Origin of the sequence: Candidatus Kuenenia sp. (assembly GCF_027493735.1) — a bacterium.
Taxonomy (GTDB): domain Bacteria; phylum Planctomycetota; class Brocadiia; order Brocadiales; family Brocadiaceae; genus Kuenenia; species Kuenenia stuttgartiensis_A.
In genome coordinates this window covers 303958-324016 of record NZ_JAOSKF010000012.1, presented here as the reverse complement: position 1 = coordinate 324016, position 20059 = coordinate 303958, and the positions used below count along the sequence as shown (strand labels likewise).

General features: G+C 39.2%; 17 protein-coding genes. 8 read left to right on the top strand and 9 right to left on the bottom strand.

Going from position 1 to position 20059, the window contains the following annotated elements; translation table 11 throughout:
* The first annotated feature begins 163 nt into the window (after nucleotides 1-163).
* From M5U24_RS08050 to M5U24_RS08030, 5 genes are all read left to right on the top strand, one after another.
* Complete coding sequence (locus tag M5U24_RS08050) at nucleotides 164-826, top strand: nucleotide exchange factor GrpE (protein WP_099324000.1); 663 nt, start codon at nucleotides 164-166, stop codon at nucleotides 824-826.
* 48 nt (nucleotides 827-874) lie between these two features.
* Entirely contained in the window at nucleotides 875-2743 is a 1869-nt protein-coding gene (dnaK, locus tag M5U24_RS08045; RefSeq protein WP_099324001.1) for a molecular chaperone DnaK, read from the top strand.
* A gap of 328 nt (nucleotides 2744-3071) precedes the next feature.
* Nucleotides 3072-4058 (top strand): adenosylcobinamide-phosphate synthase CbiB, encoded by a 987-nt coding sequence (gene cbiB / locus M5U24_RS08040; protein ID WP_099324003.1) that lies wholly within the window; start codon nucleotides 3072-3074, stop codon nucleotides 4056-4058.
* Between the two features lie 124 nt (nucleotides 4059-4182).
* On the top strand, nucleotides 4183-4992 hold the full coding sequence (locus M5U24_RS08035) for a CbiQ family ECF transporter T component (protein WP_099324004.1): 810 nt from the start codon (nucleotides 4183-4185) through the stop codon (nucleotides 4990-4992).
* A 90-nt stretch (nucleotides 4993-5082) separates the two neighbouring features.
* Complete coding sequence (locus M5U24_RS08030; RefSeq protein ID WP_099324005.1) at nucleotides 5083-5883, top strand: hypothetical protein; 801 nt, start codon at nucleotides 5083-5085, stop codon at nucleotides 5881-5883.
* Between the two features lie 262 nt (nucleotides 5884-6145).
* Here the strand turns inward: M5U24_RS08030 and M5U24_RS08025 are convergent, their stop codons facing one another.
* The 3 genes from M5U24_RS08025 to M5U24_RS08015 all read right to left on the bottom strand — a co-directional run bounded on the left by M5U24_RS08025 (nucleotide 6146) and on the right by M5U24_RS08015 (nucleotide 9528).
* Nucleotides 6146-7267 (bottom strand): glycosyltransferase family 9 protein, encoded by a 1122-nt coding sequence (locus M5U24_RS08025; RefSeq protein WP_298202100.1) that lies wholly within the window; start codon nucleotides 7265-7267, stop codon nucleotides 6146-6148.
* 177 nt (nucleotides 7268-7444) lie between these two features.
* Nucleotides 7445-8602, bottom strand: coding sequence for an ATP-binding protein (locus M5U24_RS08020; RefSeq protein WP_298202097.1), 1158 nt, complete (start codon nucleotides 8600-8602; stop codon nucleotides 7445-7447).
* A gap of 251 nt (nucleotides 8603-8853) precedes the next feature.
* Nucleotides 8854-9528, bottom strand: coding sequence for a response regulator transcription factor (locus M5U24_RS08015; RefSeq protein ID WP_099324008.1), 675 nt, complete (start codon nucleotides 9526-9528; stop codon nucleotides 8854-8856).
* A gap of 41 nt (nucleotides 9529-9569) precedes the next feature.
* On the opposite strand from M5U24_RS08015, the gene M5U24_RS08010 reads away from it, so the two are divergent.
* Nucleotides 9570-9731 (top strand): hypothetical protein, encoded by a 162-nt coding sequence (locus tag M5U24_RS08010; protein WP_157820349.1) that lies wholly within the window; start codon nucleotides 9570-9572, stop codon nucleotides 9729-9731.
* A gap of 148 nt (nucleotides 9732-9879) precedes the next feature.
* On the opposite strand, the gene M5U24_RS08005 is transcribed toward M5U24_RS08010, so the two are convergent.
* From M5U24_RS08005 to M5U24_RS07980, 6 genes are all read right to left on the bottom strand, one after another.
* Nucleotides 9880-11280 carry a trypsin-like peptidase domain-containing protein gene (locus M5U24_RS08005; RefSeq protein ID WP_099324009.1) on the bottom strand — a complete coding sequence of 467 codons (1401 nt, stop codon included), beginning with the start codon at nucleotides 11278-11280 and terminating at the stop codon, nucleotides 9880-9882.
* 42 nt (nucleotides 11281-11322) lie between these two features.
* Entirely contained in the window at nucleotides 11323-13752 is a 2430-nt protein-coding gene (locus M5U24_RS08000; RefSeq protein ID WP_164994862.1) for a DUF4340 domain-containing protein, read from the bottom strand.
* 163 nt (nucleotides 13753-13915) lie between these two features.
* The gene (locus M5U24_RS07995; RefSeq protein WP_157820350.1) at nucleotides 13916-15619 is read right to left on the bottom strand and encodes a GldG family protein; all 1704 of its coding nucleotides are present in this window, start codon (nucleotides 15617-15619) and stop codon (nucleotides 13916-13918) included.
* Nucleotides 15616-16326, bottom strand: coding sequence for an ABC transporter permease (locus M5U24_RS07990; RefSeq protein WP_099324012.1), 711 nt, complete (start codon nucleotides 16324-16326; stop codon nucleotides 15616-15618). The genes M5U24_RS07995 and M5U24_RS07990 overlap by 4 nt, the downstream gene beginning before the upstream one ends.
* A complete protein-coding gene (locus M5U24_RS07985; RefSeq protein WP_099324013.1) occupies nucleotides 16327-17271 on the bottom strand; it encodes an ATP-binding cassette domain-containing protein in 945 nt (314 codons plus the stop codon).
* Nucleotides 17272-17722: 451 nt separating this feature from the next.
* Nucleotides 17723-17923, bottom strand: a complete 201-nt coding sequence (locus M5U24_RS07980; RefSeq protein ID WP_099324014.1) for a DNA-directed RNA polymerase subunit omega — start codon at nucleotides 17921-17923, stop codon at nucleotides 17723-17725.
* Nucleotides 17924-18149: 226 nt separating this feature from the next.
* On the opposite strand from M5U24_RS07980, the gene cysK reads away from it, so the two are divergent.
* Both cysK and cysE read left to right on the top strand, forming a co-directional pair.
* Entirely contained in the window at nucleotides 18150-19079 is a 930-nt protein-coding gene (gene cysK, locus M5U24_RS07975; protein ID WP_099324016.1) for a cysteine synthase A, read from the top strand.
* Entirely contained in the window at nucleotides 19079-19816 is a 738-nt protein-coding gene (gene cysE / locus M5U24_RS07970; RefSeq protein WP_099324017.1) for a serine O-acetyltransferase, read from the top strand. Before cysK ends, cysE begins: the two co-directional genes overlap by 1 nt.
* Nucleotides 19817-20059: the final 243 nt, after the last annotated feature.

Below are 20059 nucleotides of genomic sequence, written 5' to 3'. Positions count from 1 at the left end.
TTACCTCGAATCTAAAAAACGGCTTGTTTATGGTAATATCAAAACACTTCAACACGGACTTTGACGTGGCCCTGGCGGTTAATAACTTGCCAAAGAGATATTTTTTGTTATAATTTAAATTTTAAAATTTCAGAGCCCCTTTTTGACTAAAAACATTAAAATAATGTCAAACGAATCAGAAAAAAAACTTGATAAACTTGAAGATGATAAAGAAGCAACTCCTGAAGGGAAGTATGCTTCGCCGTCCGATACCGAATCAGAGAGTAAGAATGGTGGTGATCCAGAATCGAATGAGATTGAAGTTGTTCAACCATCAGAGGTACTGTTTGCGGAACAGCAGGCAATAGTACAATCACTAAAACAAGAATTAGATGAAAGTAGAAATAAGATTGGTGAACTTCAGCATTCCGTACGCAGACTGGCGGCTGATTTTGACAATTACAAGAAGTGGGTCGCAAAAGAACGCCAGATAGTTGAACGTACGGCAACTGAATCACTCATTAAAAAATTACTCGATATTTACGAGAGTCTTGAAAAAGCTGCTGCCACTAACGATGAATCCATGGGCAAGGAATTCAAAGAAGGGATAAAATTAATTTATAAAGAATTTTCCCGTGTGTTAAAATCTGAAGGACTAGAGCCTATAAAAGCGGAAGGGACACAATTAGATGTCTGTAAACATGAGGTTTTGATGCAGATGGTGAATGATGAGGCGCCGGAGAATACCATATTGCAGGAAATACAAAAGGGGTATTTGCTAAACTCCCTGGTTTTAAGACCTGCAAAGGTAGTGGTATCACAAAAATCGCAAAAAGAAGAGACTTAAGGAACTGAAAACACTAAAAATTAGGAAGAGATTAAAGGAGAATAGGATATGTCAAAAATTATTGGAATAGATTTAGGCACAAGCAATTCTGCCGCTGCGGTATTAATAGGTGGTAAACCGACTATTATCCCAAGCGCTGAAGGGGCGACCATCGGAGGAAAGGCATTTCCTTCCTATGTTGCTTTTACAAAAGACGGGGAAAAACTTGTAGGCGAACCGGCAAGGAGGCAGGCCGTTAGCAATACAGAGGGCACAATATATGCGATAAAGAGAAAAATGGGGACCGACTATAAAGTCGAGATTAGGGGAAAAAGTTTTACTCCTCAACAAATTTCCGCATTTATTCTGCAAAAAATCAAACATGATGCTGAAGCGTATCTGGGAGAACGTGTTGAAAAGGCGGTAATAACGGTTCCTGCATATTTTAATGACAACCAACGTCAGGCAACAAAAGACGCCGGTACTATTGCAGGACTCGACGTGGTGAGGATTATCAATGAACCTACTGCGGCGTCATTGGCATATGGATTAGACAAGACGGAAGAGTCTCAAAAGATTCTTGTTTTTGATCTGGGCGGTGGTACTTTGGATTGCACCATCATGGACTTTGGCCAAGGCGTATTTGAGGTTGTTTCTACCAGCGGCGATACCCAACTAGGCGGCACGGACATGGATAATCATATTGTTGATTATCTGGCAGAGGAGTTTAAAAAGGAATTTGGCATCGACCTGAAAAATGACAAGATGGCAATGCAGAGATTGAGAGAGGCGGCAGAAAAGGCGAAAATAGAACTCTCCACAACACTTTCCACAGATATTAACCTTCCGTTTCTTACGGCGGATGCTTCCGGCCCAAAACATTTTACACATTCCATGACGCGGGCAAAAATAGAACAACTGGTTTCTCCAATAGTTAACCGGTGCGGCGCTTCTATAGAACAAGCATTGAAGGATGCGAAAATGACGGCGAACGACATCTCCAAAATCATCCTCGTAGGAGGCCCTACCCGTATGCCATGTGTTCAGAAATATGTGGAAAATTACGTGGGAAGGAAAATTGAACGCGGAATTGACCCTATGGAATGCGTTGCTATGGGCGCAGCCATACAGGCGGGTGTTTTATCAGGAGAGGTAAAGGACCTTGTATTGCTGGATGTAACTCCGCTTTCTTTGGGCATTGAAACGCTTGGCGGCGTTACCACTCATTTAATAGAAAGAAATACCACTATTCCCACAAAAAAGAGCCAGATTTTTACCACTGCAGAAGATAATCAGAGCAGTGTTGAAATACACGTTCTTCAGGGCGAACGTTCCATGTCGCGTGACAATGTAACCCTTGGAAAGTTTCATCTTACCGGGATACCTCCGGCGCCAAGAGGGGTTCCTCAGGTAGAAGTATCTTTTGATCTCGATGCAAACGGCATAATTAACGTACATGCGAAAGATCTTGGGACAGGAAACGAACAGAAAATTACAATAACCGCTTCAACAAAACTGAGCCAGGAAGAAATTGATAAGATGGTCAGAGATGCGCAGAATTACGCCGACCAGGATAAACTGGTGAAAGAAAAGATAGAAATAAAAAACAAGGCGGATAATCTGGCGTATAGCGCAGAAAAAACATTGAAGGACCTGGGCGATAAAGTAGAGAGTGCACAAAAACAGCAGGTAGAAAATGCAATCAAAAATCTGAGAGAAGCAATCAAATTGGAAGACGAAAAAGACATCCAGAAAAAGATGGATGAATTAACAAATATCCTGCAGGAAATCAGTACAAAGATTTATCAGGAAGCTGCAAAGAAAGAAGGCCCACAGACGCCTCCTCACGGCGGCGGTGAACAGGAAGAAAAGGGTGGTGGAAAAGGCAAAGGGGGCGAAGATGATATCATTGACGCCGATTATGAAGTAAAAAATTGATGATACTATTCCTTTGCCGGTGAGGTTCTTCGAAGAATAATGACGGAGGTATTTTATAAAAATACGCTGTCCGCATTAAAGGTTTGCAAAGAAATACCCGTTTTAACGATTGCTTTTGAAAAATCTAATCCCCAACTACTATTTTTATTCTTATTTGAAGAAATGGTAGTTGGGGATTTTGTGTTTCTATACTTAGTGGTTAAGTGGCCAATTGGGATTTTACAGGCTGGTTTGGGTTGTAAACCTGAACCCGCCGGGGTCTTACTCATTCTGTGTAATCTGTGAAATCTGTGGTTTTTCTTTTATTAATTAATGATTTCTACTAATAATGTATGATTCCTTCTCTTTTATCCATTTCCAGATAATTGCCGCATTCATACTTGATATAACTATTGGCGATCCACAATGGCGTTTTCATCCCGTAAGATTGATAGGGAAATCTATTCATTGTATAGAATATATCGTGCGTAGATTGCCTCTGCCGGAAAGGTTGATGGGGTTGTTTTTAACCGGCGGCATTGTGTCCGGCGTGTATATAATCACCTGCGAAATTATGTCCCTTTCTAAACAATGGAACCCGGTATGTCAGGTAATAACGGGAGGTATTATTGTTTATTTTGCGATTTCCATAAAAAATCTGGCAGATGAAGCAAAAAAAGTGATCAACATGCTTCGTATAAATGATTTAAAAAATGCCAGAAGTATGTTATCCCGCATTGTGGGACGCGATACAGCAGATTTAAACAGAGAACAAATAATACGCGCAGCTATAGAAACGGTGGCAGAGAGTTGTGTTGATGGCACTTTAGCGCCATTATTTTATTGTTTCATTGGAGGACCGGTCGCAGCGATGACCTATAGGGCGGTAAACACGCTGGATTCTATGGTTGGATATAAAAACGAAAAATATATAAAGCTTGGATGGGCGTCAGCGAGATTGGATGATATGGCAAACTACATCCCGGCAAGATTATCTGCCTTGTTTATTCCTGTGGCTTCTTTTTTATGCGGGCATGGTTTTCAATCCTCTTTAAGGACGGCTTTTCAGGAAGGAAGAAAACATGAGAGCCTTAATAGCGGAATACCCGAGGCTGCTTTTGCAGGTGCATTGGGGGTTCAACTGGGAGGGCCAAGCACCTATGGGGGTGAAGTTGTGGATAAACCCTATATCGGCGATAATAAAAAACAGTTAACACTGGAATCGCTGGAAATGGCGTTAAGGCTAATGTTTGTCACGTCCGTATTGTTTTTGATAAGCGGATTAAGTTTCATCATGATGGTCCGGGTTTTGGCAACGACGCAGCATTCGAGGTGACATGAAAATGCCGTTCCTGCCCCCTGATTCAGAAGGATAAATTCCAGCAGAAATCAAAAATCCTTTAGCGGGTTCACATGCAATGCGTCTTTCCAAAAATATTGAAATTCCTATACATTAAATTATGAACTGTACTAAGCATTTTTTGGAAACATTAGACCCAAGGGCAAAGATCATATCCCTTTTTTTTATTGTTTCCTGCATGGCCTTAACGCCGATGAGCAGGGCGAAGGATTTTGGAGTATATTTTTTGTTAATACTTGCAATCTTTTTATTTTCCGATATTTCACCAGCCCGGTTATTGCAAAAATTTCATTTTGTCCTGTTTCCCATCACCGTATTGCCTTTTATGCTACTGTTCATTCTTTTTTTAAGAAGAGCATTTATTTGTTATTTTATCAAAGGAAGCTGTTCGGCAGTAAGTATTGCGAAAGAAGAAATATGGACTTTTTTGTGCTTTATAATCAAACTTGATTTATCTATAGTATTCATTGTTGTTGTATCAGTAACTATGTCCTATACAGATTTTTTGAGAGGAGTGGAGAAATTATATATACCACGGGCACTTGTATTACGCATGGTATCTGCTTTGTATCATATCATTCAATTAATCAATAACAGTAAGAGGCTGTTGCGGTTTGAAATGTACCGTTTTATCGGCTTTAAACACCGGAGAAAATTAAAAAAATATATCCCTGCCCCATTTACATTATTTGACAAAAGACCTGATTCTCCCGGAAAAGACCATAGTGTATTATGTATTTGTGCTGGCGGAGAAATGTACAACACGGCGCATTTGCGGTTTTCCTATAAGGATTTTTTGTTTATGATAGGCGTAATCATCATGCTGGTATGCATCGTTTCCGGAGTAATTTATAAAATAGAAAACATTAAAATATCACACTCACATTTATGGCAAAATTTACAGATATGATTACTTCAAAAAGCTAAAGATTCGCGGTTACAATCTCTTTTTATCAACATGAGGCATCGACTCACCGGATATTAAAGGAAGAATTCTGACATGGAAATAAATTCTAATAAAGGACGCGTTTGTTACACAGAAGACATTTGTGCTGACGGCATATGTTGTTTTATGAGCATTCCCAGGAAGCAGAATCATTTGGGCATATGGAAACATATCTTCAGGAAAAGAAGCGCTGCGTATGGCATAAAATTGCTTTATACCGCCCTTCACGCAAAGGATATTGTTTATAATCCATGCAAGTGCCTGGAGTTTTATTTAACATGGAAAGATGACGCATCCGATGATATGCAGATACTATTGCGATGCGCTGCGTATGGTAAAAAGCGCAGGCCGTATGTATGCAAGGCATTTCCCGACAGGAAAGATAGTTTTATGCACGACGTCCCGGCACCTTGTATTTACAACGAGTATATTGCCCCTGAAGAATATGTCAGATTGAAACACACACACGTTTTCCGTCTTTTTTATGCCATCAAAGACGACCAGGCTCTTTTGCGCAAAATCTCTCCCCATTGTTCAGTCGATGATACACGGAAAAGACTAGATCAGTGTAAAGATAGTGTAAAAATAAGTGCCATCTGGAATGAAAAACCTTCGGAATATTTTCTAATAGAAGTACCAAAGGTTCCATCTATTCTCTGCACTTCAGAAGTACACCCCGTAATAAAAACGATACGGCAGGCATACAATCGCTGGACCGGACATATTGAGACATGGCTGGAAAAGCATTATGGCGATAAATGGCATACTTATTTGGAACAGGCGCTTGAAAACGAAGATAACAGGCCTGGCAGAAAAAAGAAGGAGAAAATATTCAAAAGCAAGATGACAAAATGAAACATCCATGAACCTTTGGTTCACAAACATGTAGTAAAATAAATAATCCACAAATTACCACGATTTCCACAGATCAGGAGAAGATTAAAGCGGTTTTTTATCTGCGCTAATCGTTCGACTCACGACGAAGTCTGCGAAATCTGCGGATAAGAATTATTTTAAGGAAGCAAACATTTTACTATGTATACTGTACTATCATATGCACTGCAAATTTTTTCAAAAGAGTAAGGTGTTGCAAAATCGTAAGCCTCTTGATTATTCCTTATGCATAGTATTCAAGCAGTACATTTAGTATCTCTTTTGTGTTTGTTTTGCTTTTATCAAATATTACTTTCCCATAAGGCTCTCTTGGCCCCCATCTGTCAAAGTTTGGTTTGGAAAAAAGAGCGATAGTTTTCGTCCCTACTGCAACTGCAAGATGCATTGGGCCTGAATCAGGAGTTACTATGACCTTACACTTTGATACTAAGGCAGCTACTTCGCGCAATGTGGCATTTTTTATGTATAAGGCAGATCCTATTACCGATTGTATACATTTTTCATTTCCCATCTCTTCTGGCCCTATAAATATTACCATGGGGATATGCCGTGTTCTCAGATTCTCTGCAATAATACCAAAACTTTCCAGATTCCATGCCTTTCCTTTTTTTTGTCTGCCGCCGGTAAATATGCCAATCGGTTTCTTAAATGAATCTCCGAAATGCAATTTGAAGAAATCTTCTGCCCTGAGCTGTTCTTCCGGTTTGAGTATAATTTTGCGTTCATCAAAAGCTGCTATCCCTATTTGTTGCATACATTCCCGGATTTGATCTACCTTGTGACGCGATTGTGGATGTTTAAAAACAGAGGTAAACAATATATTGCCATCGTTTCGCATACACCCGATGCGATGCCTGGTTCCGGATGCATATGTGATATAGGCGCCCAGTGAATTAGTCGCCGTGCTTAGATGAATGGCTGCATCGTACTTTTCTTTTCGAAGTATTGTAATAAGACGCCATAATCGATGCGGAAGCACAGTGTCTATTCGTTTGATAGTATGAATTTGTTTTATGGCATATCCCTCCAGTATGGATTTTGCATGCCTCCCCCCAACAAAACAGAATTGCACATTTGGCAGGGCTTTAATAAGCGCTGATACAGCGGGGGTAACCAGGATAGTATTCCCTAAACGTTGGTTTACGGAAATAAGCAGAATCTTCTTCATTGCATACAGGTTGGGCAAAGGTTCAACGCCAACATGCATCATACGTGAAAGGAAAAGTAAAAAGATACGGCGGATACTGAGTTTCAGGCAGCGCAGAAAACTTGAACGTTTGAAATGTTTCCCGGATAAAGCGAGACCAGATTCATCTTTTAAAACAGGGGTATATTGCTTTTCCATCTTTTCCTTTGATTACTCGTTTAAAAGAATATGTCACAATAAATGACAACTCTTATACCAGGCAAACATTAAGGGTTGATGAAGAAGACATGAAGAAAGCTTAATGTGTAAGGCAATTGATACATCAATCAAGGGAAGCGTTGGTACCGCTTAAGATACGTGTAACTAAAAAACAGGTTAGCGATTGAAATGACTTTTTGGAAGGGTAACTAAAAAAGCGCTGCCTTTTCCTATTGTGCTTTTTACTTCTATTTTTCCTTTATGAAGGTCTGCTATGTTTTTGCAAATACTTAATCCCAGGCCTACCCCTCCGGTATCCCTTGACCTTGAAGCATCTACACGAAAAAACCTGTCAAAAATCTTGTTATGGTCATTTTCGGAAATCCCTATTCCGGAGTCCCTGATTGAAACAATAACTTCATTTTCCAAATCTTTCAGAGAAATGCAAATATTGCCTCCCGGGGAAGTATATTTAATCGCATTATCCAAAAGATTGGAAAACAAACGATAGAGTAATTTTTGATCTCCATCTATTGTAATATTTTCCATCTTACTTATTGTGCAGTCTATTTTTTTAGTTTCTGTAATTACTTGAAACGCTGTGTAAAGTTCACACAGCATTTTTTTAAGATCAACATCATAGAACTCTTGTTTTGCCGCGTCTGTTTTCAGCAAAACCAGTAAATCATTTATCATGTTAATTATTTTTTCATGCTCAATTAAATTATTTTCCAGCAGTTCGCAATATTCTTCCGGGGTTCTTTGTTTTGCAAGCATTACTTCTATTCCGGCTTTTAGAGCAGCAAGCGGCGTTCTTAATTCATGGGAAACATCAGAGGTAAATTGAATAATTTTTCGGAAGGCATCTTCAAGACGGTCTAACATAAGATTAATTGTATCCGTCAATTCTTCTAACTCACTTCCTGTATGTGCGGGTTTAAGTCTTGTATGTAAATTGTATGCCGTTATTGTTTTGGCTGCGTTTGTAATATATCCGACAGGATCAAGGCTTTTTTTGGCGATAAACCAGCCTCCTATGATAGTGATAATAACAATTCCCGGCATTATCACTATTATATCATCCCTGAAATTTTTTAATGTTTTATATGATGGCTTCAGAGAGGTAGCCATCTGTAAAACATATTTCGGGCTGTTATCCTGGAATACGGGTATTGTTAAAAGAAGGAAGCTATCGGTTGAATCTTTTGGTTTGGCGGTATCGAATGTTTCATTTCCATTTTTTGCATTGTTAATTGCTTTTTCAAAAGTTTTTAAAGGGAACTCAATGGAATTTACCGATGTAATGATTGAATTATTTTCTATATCATATAACAATGCTGATATTTTAAAAAAATTTCCCGACGGAAACTTCTTTTTCGATTTCAGTTTTCAGGGCATCCAGATTTAAATTCGTTTCCGTAAAATGTTGTAAAATATCTTCACCTTCATCTAAAAGGATTGCACACATTTCTTTATTAAGTACATAGTATAAACGATAGTATAAGTATATTCCTAAAATGACTACTATTAGCAATACTGAAGTAGCGTACCAGAGTGTTATTTTAAAACCAATTGTTCGGAAAAATTTAATCTCTTTCTTCGAGAACATAGCCGACCCTTCTCACCGTATGTATAATGCCTTTATCAAAATCTTTCTCCAGTTTATTTCTTAAACGACTAATGTGAACATCAATTACATTGCTAAAGCTTTCATAATTGTAATCCCATATGTGCTCAGAAATCATCGTTCTGGTTAAAATCTGTCCTGGGTTTCTCATGAAATATTCAAGAATAGAGAATTCAATGGGCGTTAACTCAATCTTTTGTTTATCCCGGAATACTTTTCTGGTTTTGGGATCAAGTGTTACATTGCCTGTTTTTAAATTTGATACATAATTGTCTGTTCTTCTCCTCATGCAAGCGCGAATACGTGCTAACAGCTCGGAAAAAGAAAAAGGCTTGACTATATAATCGTCAGCTCCAATATCCAGACCGTTTACTTTATCGTTTACGGAATCTATTGCCGTGAGAAATATTGCCGGAGTGTGAATTCCGGTGTTTCTTATTTGTTTCAGTACTTCCTTTCCATTGATTCCCGGAAGCATTATATCTACTACTATGAGGTCATAATTCTCATGTGTCGCCAAATGTAAGCCATCAATACCATTATGCGCTATATCAACAGTATAGGAATTTTCCTCAAGGCCTTGTTTTAAATACTTTGCAATTTTTTTTTCATCTTCTATGATTAAAATTTTCATGGGGATTAACTTTATTATCGGATGCAATATGAAGAGTCTGTATGCCAACAAGCAAAAATGACCGGTGGCAATCTCTGAATCGGGAGGATATGATACCCTTGTTCCACCGTACCTATCAGGAAATCATTGCAGATACGGCTGTTTTTTGCACAGTTCCGGAAAGAGTAAAAAGCCGTATGGAAGAGTTGTTGGCTGGATATTAAAAGGCACTCGATGGAGGCGTTAAAAATTGAGGACACACAATAAAAGTCCAACATTCAAGGACTCGGTGTATACAGTTGACAACTTACACAACATACTGTCATAAAATTGCTTAGGCGACATTATTTCCATTTTCGTAATAAACTCACGTTAGCGAACTTTTAACCGTGTGTATCCCTGATGCTCGCCATAAATATCAGACCAGACGATACCAACGTCCCACAGTTCTCCCTTTTTCATCAGGTTAAGCAATGCTCCAAATTCTTCAATGTTATTCACCCGATACTGCCCTACATATACAAGTACATGGCCTGCCTTAATTCCAACATTCTCCGCAGGACTTTTCTTTTGGACTTCAGAGATTAGCACCCCACCCTTAACCCACCATAAATTCAATTGTTGCGCAAGCTGCGGGGTTAGGTCCTGGACGTAAAGCCCAAGTTTCTCCAAGGCAAGCTTTTCCGCCGAAGGCATTGGAGCCTTTTCAAGGCTAACCGACAACTCCATTTCCTGACCATTGCGATTAATGGTAATAATTAATTTATCACCTGCATCCTTTTTCAGAATATATTTTTCAAAATCAAGCACATCAAAGATTCTTTTCGAATCAATCTTTATAATACAATCTCCGGTTTTTATTTTTGCCTTATGTGCCGGACTTTCCTTTTCAACGGAAGTGACCAGTATACCATTTGAAACATAGCCCTGCTCCTCTACTTGTGCGCCAAACCATATTTTATTAATCTCCCTGAAGTTAAATAGTTTGACAAGTGTTTCACGAACCTTATCCACAGGAATGGCAAACCCTATACCCTGCGCATGATTTACGATTGCCGTGTTTATCCCGATAAGTTCTCCGTCAATATTAATCAAAGGCCCTCCGCTGTTTCCCGGGTTTATCAAGGCGTCTGTTTGAATAAGCCCGTTATATTCGAGGTTGCCATATTCCCCGCTAAAAGTAAAAGTACGGTTCTTTGCGCTTAGAACACCGATAGTTACCGAATTTTCCAGACCAAACGGGTTACCCAGGGCAATCACCGTTTCGCCGATCATAAGGTCCTTTGACGTGCCCATTTTAACATAAGGAAGCGGGCTTTCTGATTCTATTTTTAACACGGCAAGATCGGTCACAGGATCAGAACTAATCATAGTAGCCTCGTAGTTTTTGCCATCTGCCAGCCTTACATTAAGCTTTGAAGCCCGGCTTACAACATGTTCGTTTGTTACGATATAACCGTCCTCATCAATAATTACCCCTGAACCCAAAGGCTTTTCTACTACCTTCCGTTGACTCTTATTAAAATAATCATTAAAAAATTGTTCAAATAATTCGCTCCTGAACCCAAAAAAAGGATCTCCGTACCGTTGTTTAATAAATCTTTCCGTGCTGATATTAGCAACTGCAGCGCTTGTCTTTTCCACGGCAACGACCACAGGCGTCCTGCGGTTAGAATGCTCATTTAAAGCAAATGCCGCATTATTTGACAATAATGCGGCATTTGCACATATGAAGACAATAAAATTGAAAAGAGAAAACAATTGATGCTTCATCCGAATATCTTCTTATAAATTAAAAACCATTTTTTATGTTACTCAGTGAAAACTGCCGTGTGGGCTGCTGCCCGGTGGCTTGCCGTGCATACCTCCTCCGCCGTATTCACCGGGAATCTGGTCTTTTGTTGTATTCAACACATCTATTGCTTCCTTTAAATTCCTTTCGACTGCCTGCATGGTAAAATCATCTTCTTTTCTCATAAGCTTCGCTACCTTATCTTTACCGATAACGTAGATACATTCGGAATTTTTACTCTTTGCATAATAGTTATTTTCATCCTTCTTTTTTCCGATATAAAGGACTTCATCACGTTCACCCAAGCCAATGATAATAGACAGTTGCGGTTCATCTAATGCAAACTGTGTCAGATTTGTTGCTTTGTACTGTTCTATATATTCACCCGTCAGTCTTTCAAGGTTATGGACATAATATTCCACTTCCCGGCTTTGAAAGTCTTTTACATCGTAATTTTTTAACGTCCAAAAATTATCCGCCTTTTCTATCTGTATTTCCCTGTCAGGATAGACGAGGGTAAGTTTTCTCACATCCATCCTTTCAAAATCTAAAATCTTTGTCGGGGCTAACTCGGCATTAAAATCCCTTATTTTTGGCCAGGACAACTCAAATACCAAATTAACTCCGTCAATCATAGCATATGAATTGTCCATATCTCCCCCCCCAACAGTATTCCCTATCAACAATGTTTTTGTCTCAATGATTTTGTTAATAGTGTCTTTCGCATCAGTTGCTATATTTTGTTTTTCAGATTTTTGATTAATAATTTTTTCGTATGTCACGTGAATTTTCATTCTTGGATTATCCAAACCGAAAACACTAAGATCCGAGGGGTTTTCCGCAACATAATTTTCCGCTTTTAAGAAAGAGAGATCCCATACGATTTGATTCACCTTGTCTGCATCAGCACGCGCCTGAATCGGTTTGCTTAGTTCCCAAATAGCATTACCTTCTTCGTCTGTTTTATTCGTTTTTTCACATAAAAAAGTGCGGTCTGTTTTTTCAATTACAATCTTCTTAACCAGTTCTTTATCAAAATCGCAGACCAATCTGTCTCTGAAAGCAATCAGCGCATTTTCAAGCTTGTCATAAAATTCAACCGTTGAAACGGTATATACCGGATCTTCATCTACCCGCTTTACATAACATTTATTACCTTCGGGCAATTTATTTCCCACATAAAATCTTGACAATTCTTTATTTTCTTCTTTTATCACGGAAACCTCAAATACAGGATCTTTTAACCCATATACTGATAAATCTTCCGGTTTGTCAGAAACAAAGTCTACTATTTCAAGAGTTTTAATTTTCTCAATAAAATTCCTGGCACTGTCCTGATCCGCATAAATATCAATTGGTTTTCTGATAACCCAGTCAAGCTCCAGTGATTTTTCGATGGATATCGTATCTTTTTTTGTTTTAAATTCCAGCTTGTTCACTCCATACGAACCGTAAGAATCAAACCTCACTAAAACCCTATCTCTCAGATCGTTTGGTTTCTTTTTGATTTCAGCAAGAATATTATCCTTTAGCAAAAAAATACTTTTCTCATCTACACGCTTAGCATACACTTTGTTATCAAGTGAGTATCCGAAAATGACCGATTGATCATGTCCCCGTTCAGTAACTGTAACCATATATGCCGGATTATCCAGCCCGAACTTGGACAGCTCTACTTCTCCTTCCGGAAGAAAATCCTCCCGATCGATTTCGAGATTTTTAAGTTTTGCGATGATATCTCTTACCTTTTGCAAATCAGCCAGGTCGTCAAGAGGTTCCTTAATTCTCCAAAACTCTCTGTCTTTCTCACAAACAATGTTATATTCTTTTGTTTTTATTTGCAGTCGCGTAACCGCTTCTTTGTCAAAGGTAAAGACCCACTTGCTTCTTAAATCAAGAATGCTTTTATTGATTTTTTCCAGCAAGCTACCCGGTACAACAAAAACTTCATCATTTGTGTCAAGTTTAATATATACATTATCGCCCGCCGCAAGTCTTTCTCCAATGAATACGGTGTATTTATTGCTTGGCCCTGTTATCTGTATTTTGTCCGGACTGGTTTTTACACTTGTGTACATCGTGATATAGTTCTCTTGTTTATCAAAACCATAATATTTTAAGTCAAATGGTTTGTCTCCTTCTTTTTCAAATGAGCCTACTTTCGACATAAACTCAAACTCGGAGAGAATACTTGAGACCTCAGAATTATTTGCACGCAGCCTGTAAGGTTCCACAATAAACCAAAAACCATTCTCAGCTTTTTCCAGTACTATTTTACCGGTTTCGTTCTTTAATTCTATCTTGTTCACCAGTGACGCTTTGAAATATGGCAGCACCTTTTTTTGTAACCGCTCCCACTCCTCTTGGGGCAGTTGCTTTTTTTCATAAACAAATATATACGTTATGCCTATAATTGCAATTATTAAGAGAATTATGGTAGTTTTAAATTTCATTGCTTAACTATTTCCTCCCACGAAGAATAAACTCTAATCAGAAGCGACTGCCACATAAATAATTTTGCCTTATATAAAAATGTATGAAATACAAAGGTCACACATTATTAAAAATCCAGACAACATGGATAAACACCAATCACCTGGGAATTGCCGTTCATTCCTAACGACGTCTTTTCCACCACACGATACCGCCAATAACTATCGGAACCAAAGGAATACCAGCAATTGAAACCCAAAAAATAACTTTCATTTGTTCTGGGTGAATCACCGCCTTACGGAAATCAGCATCTTTGGCGGAAATACCTAATTGTGTCTCCTTCTTAGCAAGCCAATTAATTGAATTACGCACTAAATCATGATTGCCGGGATTATCTCCAAACTCGTTTGTGGCAAAGTCCACATCTCCAAAAACAACCAGCCTTGCACCTGTTGGTTTTGCATTCGGGTCGTTTGCCATTGCAGGGTGCGCCTGTGTGACGCTTTTCGGCAATTCTTTCACCTGGGATGCCGCCGCCAGAGAAATAGGACTTAATACATCTGTTTCCATGTTTTTCTCTGGTTTTTTATATTTCAAATCCGCAATATCTGTTTCTCCCCAGGCGCTATCGGGCGCGTACATCAATACCTTAGCCTCATACGGCATTTGGTCATTCGGAGGGGCGGCATCTATGGAACATGCGCCGTAAAGTATCGTATTGTAATTTTTCAAATCGTCGGTAATTCTGTGGTCGCCATATTCTTCATTTTTTACATAAATCTCTGCAACCGTTTGTATACCAAACAGCGGCATCTTTACAGTATTATAAATTACAATGTCATCACGAACTACCATGCCATATTCTCCCAAAAGAGTTCCGAAACCGGTAGTGATATTGGGTGGAACTGCGGGTTCCAGCATGAGCAGCAAATTCCCTCTGTTTTCCAGATAATTTCTTATAATATTCAGCTCTTCTGTCAGATATGCCTTGGAAGGTCCCGCAACAATCAACACGTCGCAGTCATCAGGGATTTTCTTTTTATCCATGATATTCAAAGGCGCTACGCGACAGTTGTCACGTTTCAGGGCATTTGCGATTCCGGAAATACCGACCCTGTCGTAATCGTCAAATTGGCGTTCACCGTGCCCCTGAACAAAATAAATCGTTGTTTGTTTTTCCTGTGTAACGTTGAGGATTGCCCCCGTAAAAGCTTCTTCTCCTTTAAACCTAAAAGGATATTGCCGCTCCATCACGTCACTCTGTTGTACATGCTTGCTATATTCCCCGCATTCAAACACAACAGAATTTAATTGAAGGTCACTGATTTTCAGGCGCATTGCTAATTCTTCCACCTTGCTGCGACTTCTCAGTGGGTCAATATTTTCAATCTTTATTTTTTCTGTGTTGTTATGCGCGTATTCTTTCAAAATGTCTACAATTTGCTCAAAAAACATCTCGCCCTGATTGAAGAGAGTGGTGATCACGACAGGTTTATCGAGATTCTTAAGTATATTTTTTGTTTTTTGTGAGAGAGTATATTTCCCGGTAAGTGTAAGATCAAACCTTACATAGTGCCTATGGTTAAGGAAGCCAACAATTGCAAAAATACTTGCGGCAAAAATCGACATGACCGCTACGTTTGTTCCGACAAGGGCTTTTCTCTTGGACGCTTCCGTAGAAAACCACTTGTTTCTCATCGCTTTTAAAATACTAAACCCAATAATGATAGCACTACCAATACCCGTGGGCACTACCGAAGACACACTCCAGCCATTTAATATCCTGGATAACCCAAAACCGGATATTGCTGCAATAATTCCGGCTAATATGATATAACCACTGTACAAATCAATCCAATCTTTCTTTTTATCACTCACAGCACTCATCTCCATCTCCTGCTTTCAACAATGCGTACGACAATGAATAAAAGTAACGTCGAAAAACTAAAGTAATAGACTATATCTCTTGTATCCACAATCCCTTTAGTAAATGTTTCCCAGTGATCATACGTGCCGATATACCGTAAAGTACTATAAAGCCACCCTTCGTTTTCCGCACTTGCCAATCCAATTACCAGCAATATAAGTAACGCTACAATACCGGTAACCGCCGCAACAATTTGATTTTTTGTTACTGCAGAAACGAGCATACCGACAGAGACAAACAGCCCCCCCATTAACACCAATCCAATATAACTGGCAATTATTGCACCATAATCGGGGGAACCCACCCATGCCAGAAAAATAATATAAAATGCCGTTGGAGCAATCATGATATTATATAATGCCCATGCTGCCAGGAATTTTCCAAAAACCACTGCAAAATCGGTAATCGGTGCCGTCATGAGCGGTTCAACCGTCCCGGTTTTATTTTCCTCTGCCAGCAATCGCATCGTAATGACGGGGGTGAGAATGGAGAGAATGAATTGTGTATATGCCAGGCTGTATCTCAATGTTGTTTCCTGCGTTATACCCAACATAATTGAGAAAAAATAACCCGAAAACACCATAAATACCGCGATAATAACGTAGGCGATTGGGGAAAGAAAATATGCATTGATTTCTCTTTCAAAGATAGTACCTGTGCTTGTCATTTACAACACCACCTCCTTTTCTTTCGTAGTAATCTGATGGAATATTTCTTCAAGTGTTATTGCATCTTGCCTCATATCCCTGATAATTCCATTATTTTTCACTATGCTTAAAAATACTTCTTCCCGAATATCGGAATCTCTTTCCGTTTCAATTGAATATTTATTAATTTCACCTTTGTCACGCCAAGTGATCTTTTTTACGCCTTTTATAACTGATAAAGCATCCTTGACCTTTTCACCATTTCCACGCACTTCGAGTTCAATGAGGTTTCCGCCTTTGAGTTGGTCACCTAAATTTGACGGCGTATCCATAGCAACGATCTTTCCCTTATTTATAATAATCACACGTCCGCAAATCATCTCTACTTCCGGAAGTATATGGGTAGATAGCAGGATGGTATGTTTTTCACCCAATTCCCTGATAAGCTGCCTGACCTGCCTTATTTGATTTGGATCAAGCCCGATTGTCGGTTCGTCAAGAATAAGGATTTTAGGGTCATGTACCAGGGTATCTGCCAATCCTACCCTTTGCCGGTACCCCTTTGAAAGAGTGCCGATAATTTGTTTTTTTACATCCTGAATTCTACATTTTTCTATACATTCCGCAATTTTTGTTTTACGTTCACGATATGGCACTTTTTTTAATTTCGCACGAAACGTAAGGTATTCGTTAACCCGCATTTCCGGGTACAGGGGTACATTTTCCGGCAAATACCCGATTAATTTACGCACGTTTATTGAATCCCGAAAAACATCGTATCCATCTACTACCGCAGTGCCTGAAGTCGCCGGCATATAACAGGTCAGGATACGCATTGTAGTCGTTTTGCCTGCGCCATTTGGACCCAAAAGCCCTAATATTTCACCCTGATTCACCTCAAAAGAAATGTCATTAACCGCATAAACATCTGCATACCGCTTCGCCAAATGTTCAACCTTTATCATTATTCTCACCCCCTCATATTTATATCAAACAGCAGAAAACGTCCCGAAAAGTTACATACATTCATGGCCAGTAATGTTTCGTTTAAATGTCTACATCATCATTATCATTGCCGCAACAACAAAGCAAGTTTCGCAATAGTAGATTTTGTTGTTTACAAATAGTTACCAACTGCTCATACAGTGGTTTTAATTAGGACAACCCGGCCATTGCTACATTGCCTGATTGGATTACAAAAAAAGGTTTTTGGCAATTTTGCCGTATATTTTGGGTCAGCCTGGATGCGAGGCCGTGGATATGTTAAATCATTTTAGGTGGGCAGCACATTGCATTAAATCAAAAAAACTTTCGTTATCTGCTCTAAAACCATTTCAGATAAACACAACTCACCAATTTAAAAAAATTTTTACACTGTTGGGTTAATTACCCTATAAGACAAAAAACATCATTCCCCTATTTTTTCTCTTCGTCATTTAACATTATTTTATTTTGCATTAATTCCGCAAAAGCAATTTCAACCGGGTCATCGATTTCCGTTTCAATATAGGGCTCCGCCTTTTTTGTTAGCTGCCTTGCCCTGCTAATAATTAGAGTTGTCAACCGTAACGGACCGCCTACTTGATTTATTAACGTGTCCAGACTTTTGTAATTCATAAAAACATCCTTAAAAAAGAATATGTTCCAGGATTTTCATAAAAATAAAAATTTTGAGAACTGTATGTATTTAAATAAGATACGGCGAGGGAGTAAATGTTATACTCAAAGTCTTTTTTGTCAAGAAAAAATAAGGCTTTTAAAAATATCTTGAGAAATAATGAACAACATAGTATATTTTGTCTCATTTATACCTTCTTCCTGATAATTAGCTGAGGGGACGACTATGACAAAGATATACGATGACATCACTGCTACAATTGGCAACACGCCATTAGTCAGATTGAATAAAATATCAAAAGGGCTGGACTGCATTATCACTGCTAAGATGGAGTCTTTCAACCCCATGGCGAGTGTAAAAGACCGCATTGGAATCGCCATGATTGAGGCCGGCGAAAAGGCAGGATTGATAAAAAAAGACACAGTTCTGATAGAACCTACCTCTGGCAATACAGGAATTGCCTTGGCTTTTGTAGCTGCCGCCAGAGATTATAAATTAATTTTAACAATGCCAGATACGATGAGCCTGGAACGCCGGGAGCTTTTGAAGGCTTTTGGGGCCGAAATTGTATTAACACCAGGATCGGAAGGTATGAAGGGGGCGATTAATAAAGCAGAAGAAATGCTTCAAAATATTCCCAATTCATTCATGCCGCAACAATTTAAAAATGATGCAAATCCGGAAATACACCGCAAAACGACTGCAGAAGAAATTTGGAATGATACCGATGGACAAATCGATATTTTTGTAGGTGGTGTTGGCACAGGGGGCACCATTACCGGGGTTGGCGAGGTCATTAAAAAAAGAAAACCTTCATTAAAAGTAATCGCCGTGGAACCCTCAGGTTCTGCTGTACTTTCCGGTGGAAAACCGGGACCTCACAAAATACAGGGACTTGGTGCAGGCTTTGTACCTGAAATTCTTAATACAAAAATAATCGATGAAATTGTTAAGGTGGAAAACGAACAGGCGTTTGCCTTATCGCGCCAACTTGCACGTGATGAAGGAATTTTAGTGGGTATTTCTTCAGGCGCCGCAGCGTATGCCGCACTGCAGGTCGCAGCAAGGCCTGAAAACAAAGGAAAGCTATTGGTGGTAGTATTCCCTGACACCGGCGAAAGATATCTATCCACCGTATTGTTTAAGGAACTTTAATGTTTGGCCGATTAAGAGAGGACATTGATGCCGTTTTCCAAAATGACCCCGCTGCAAAAAGCAAATTTGAAATAGTTTTCTGTTATCCCGGATTACATGCTTTATGGCTATTCAGGATATCTTCATTTTTCTGGAAGAAACAATGGTATTTCACCGCCCGTTTTCTTTCCCACATTAATCGTTTTTTAACAGGGATAGAAATCCATCCGGCCGCACAAATCGGACGAGGAGTTTTTATAGACCACGGCATGGGAGTCGTTATCGGAGAAACGGCAACGGTCGGCGATGGTTGTCTTATTTACAAGGGAGTAGTGCTTGGAGGGACATCTTTTGAAAAGACAAAGAGACATCCAACGTTAGGAAAAAAGGTCATTGTAGGCTCAAATGCTTGTGTTTTAGGCAATATTTCCATAGGAGATAATGTACGCATAGGTTCCGGTTCGGTAGTAGTAAAAGACGTCCCCGCTAATGCTACGGTGGTAGGTGTACCCGGAAGAATTATCGAAAGAAGCAAAAACAAGGATCACGAGGTAATGTTAGACCATGGACAACTGCCCGATCCGATTGCAGAGGCCTTTAGAGCGCTAATTAAAGAAAACAATAAACTTCTAACGCGTATCAAAAAATTGGAGGAAAGTTTAAATATTGTAAGCAATGACAATAGCCGGGAATCTAACACAGAATCAATAATCATGACAACATTTATGAAAAATTACCATAATGGCGAGGGGATCTAATATACACTTGTATTATTCTTTATGCAACCACTGCCGGAATATAGAACAGCATATCTCTTTTGAACCTTTCACCAGAGTAGGGGCGAAGCATTTGCCCCCTTGGGCATGAACGCATTTATAACAATTTATAGCAAATGCTCCGCCCCTGCATTATGCAGCAAACACCGCTATTCTCTATTGTAGATGACATCAAAATATGTCTTATAATTTCGTTATTACCGTTGTTAAGGGAAGCCGTCAGGA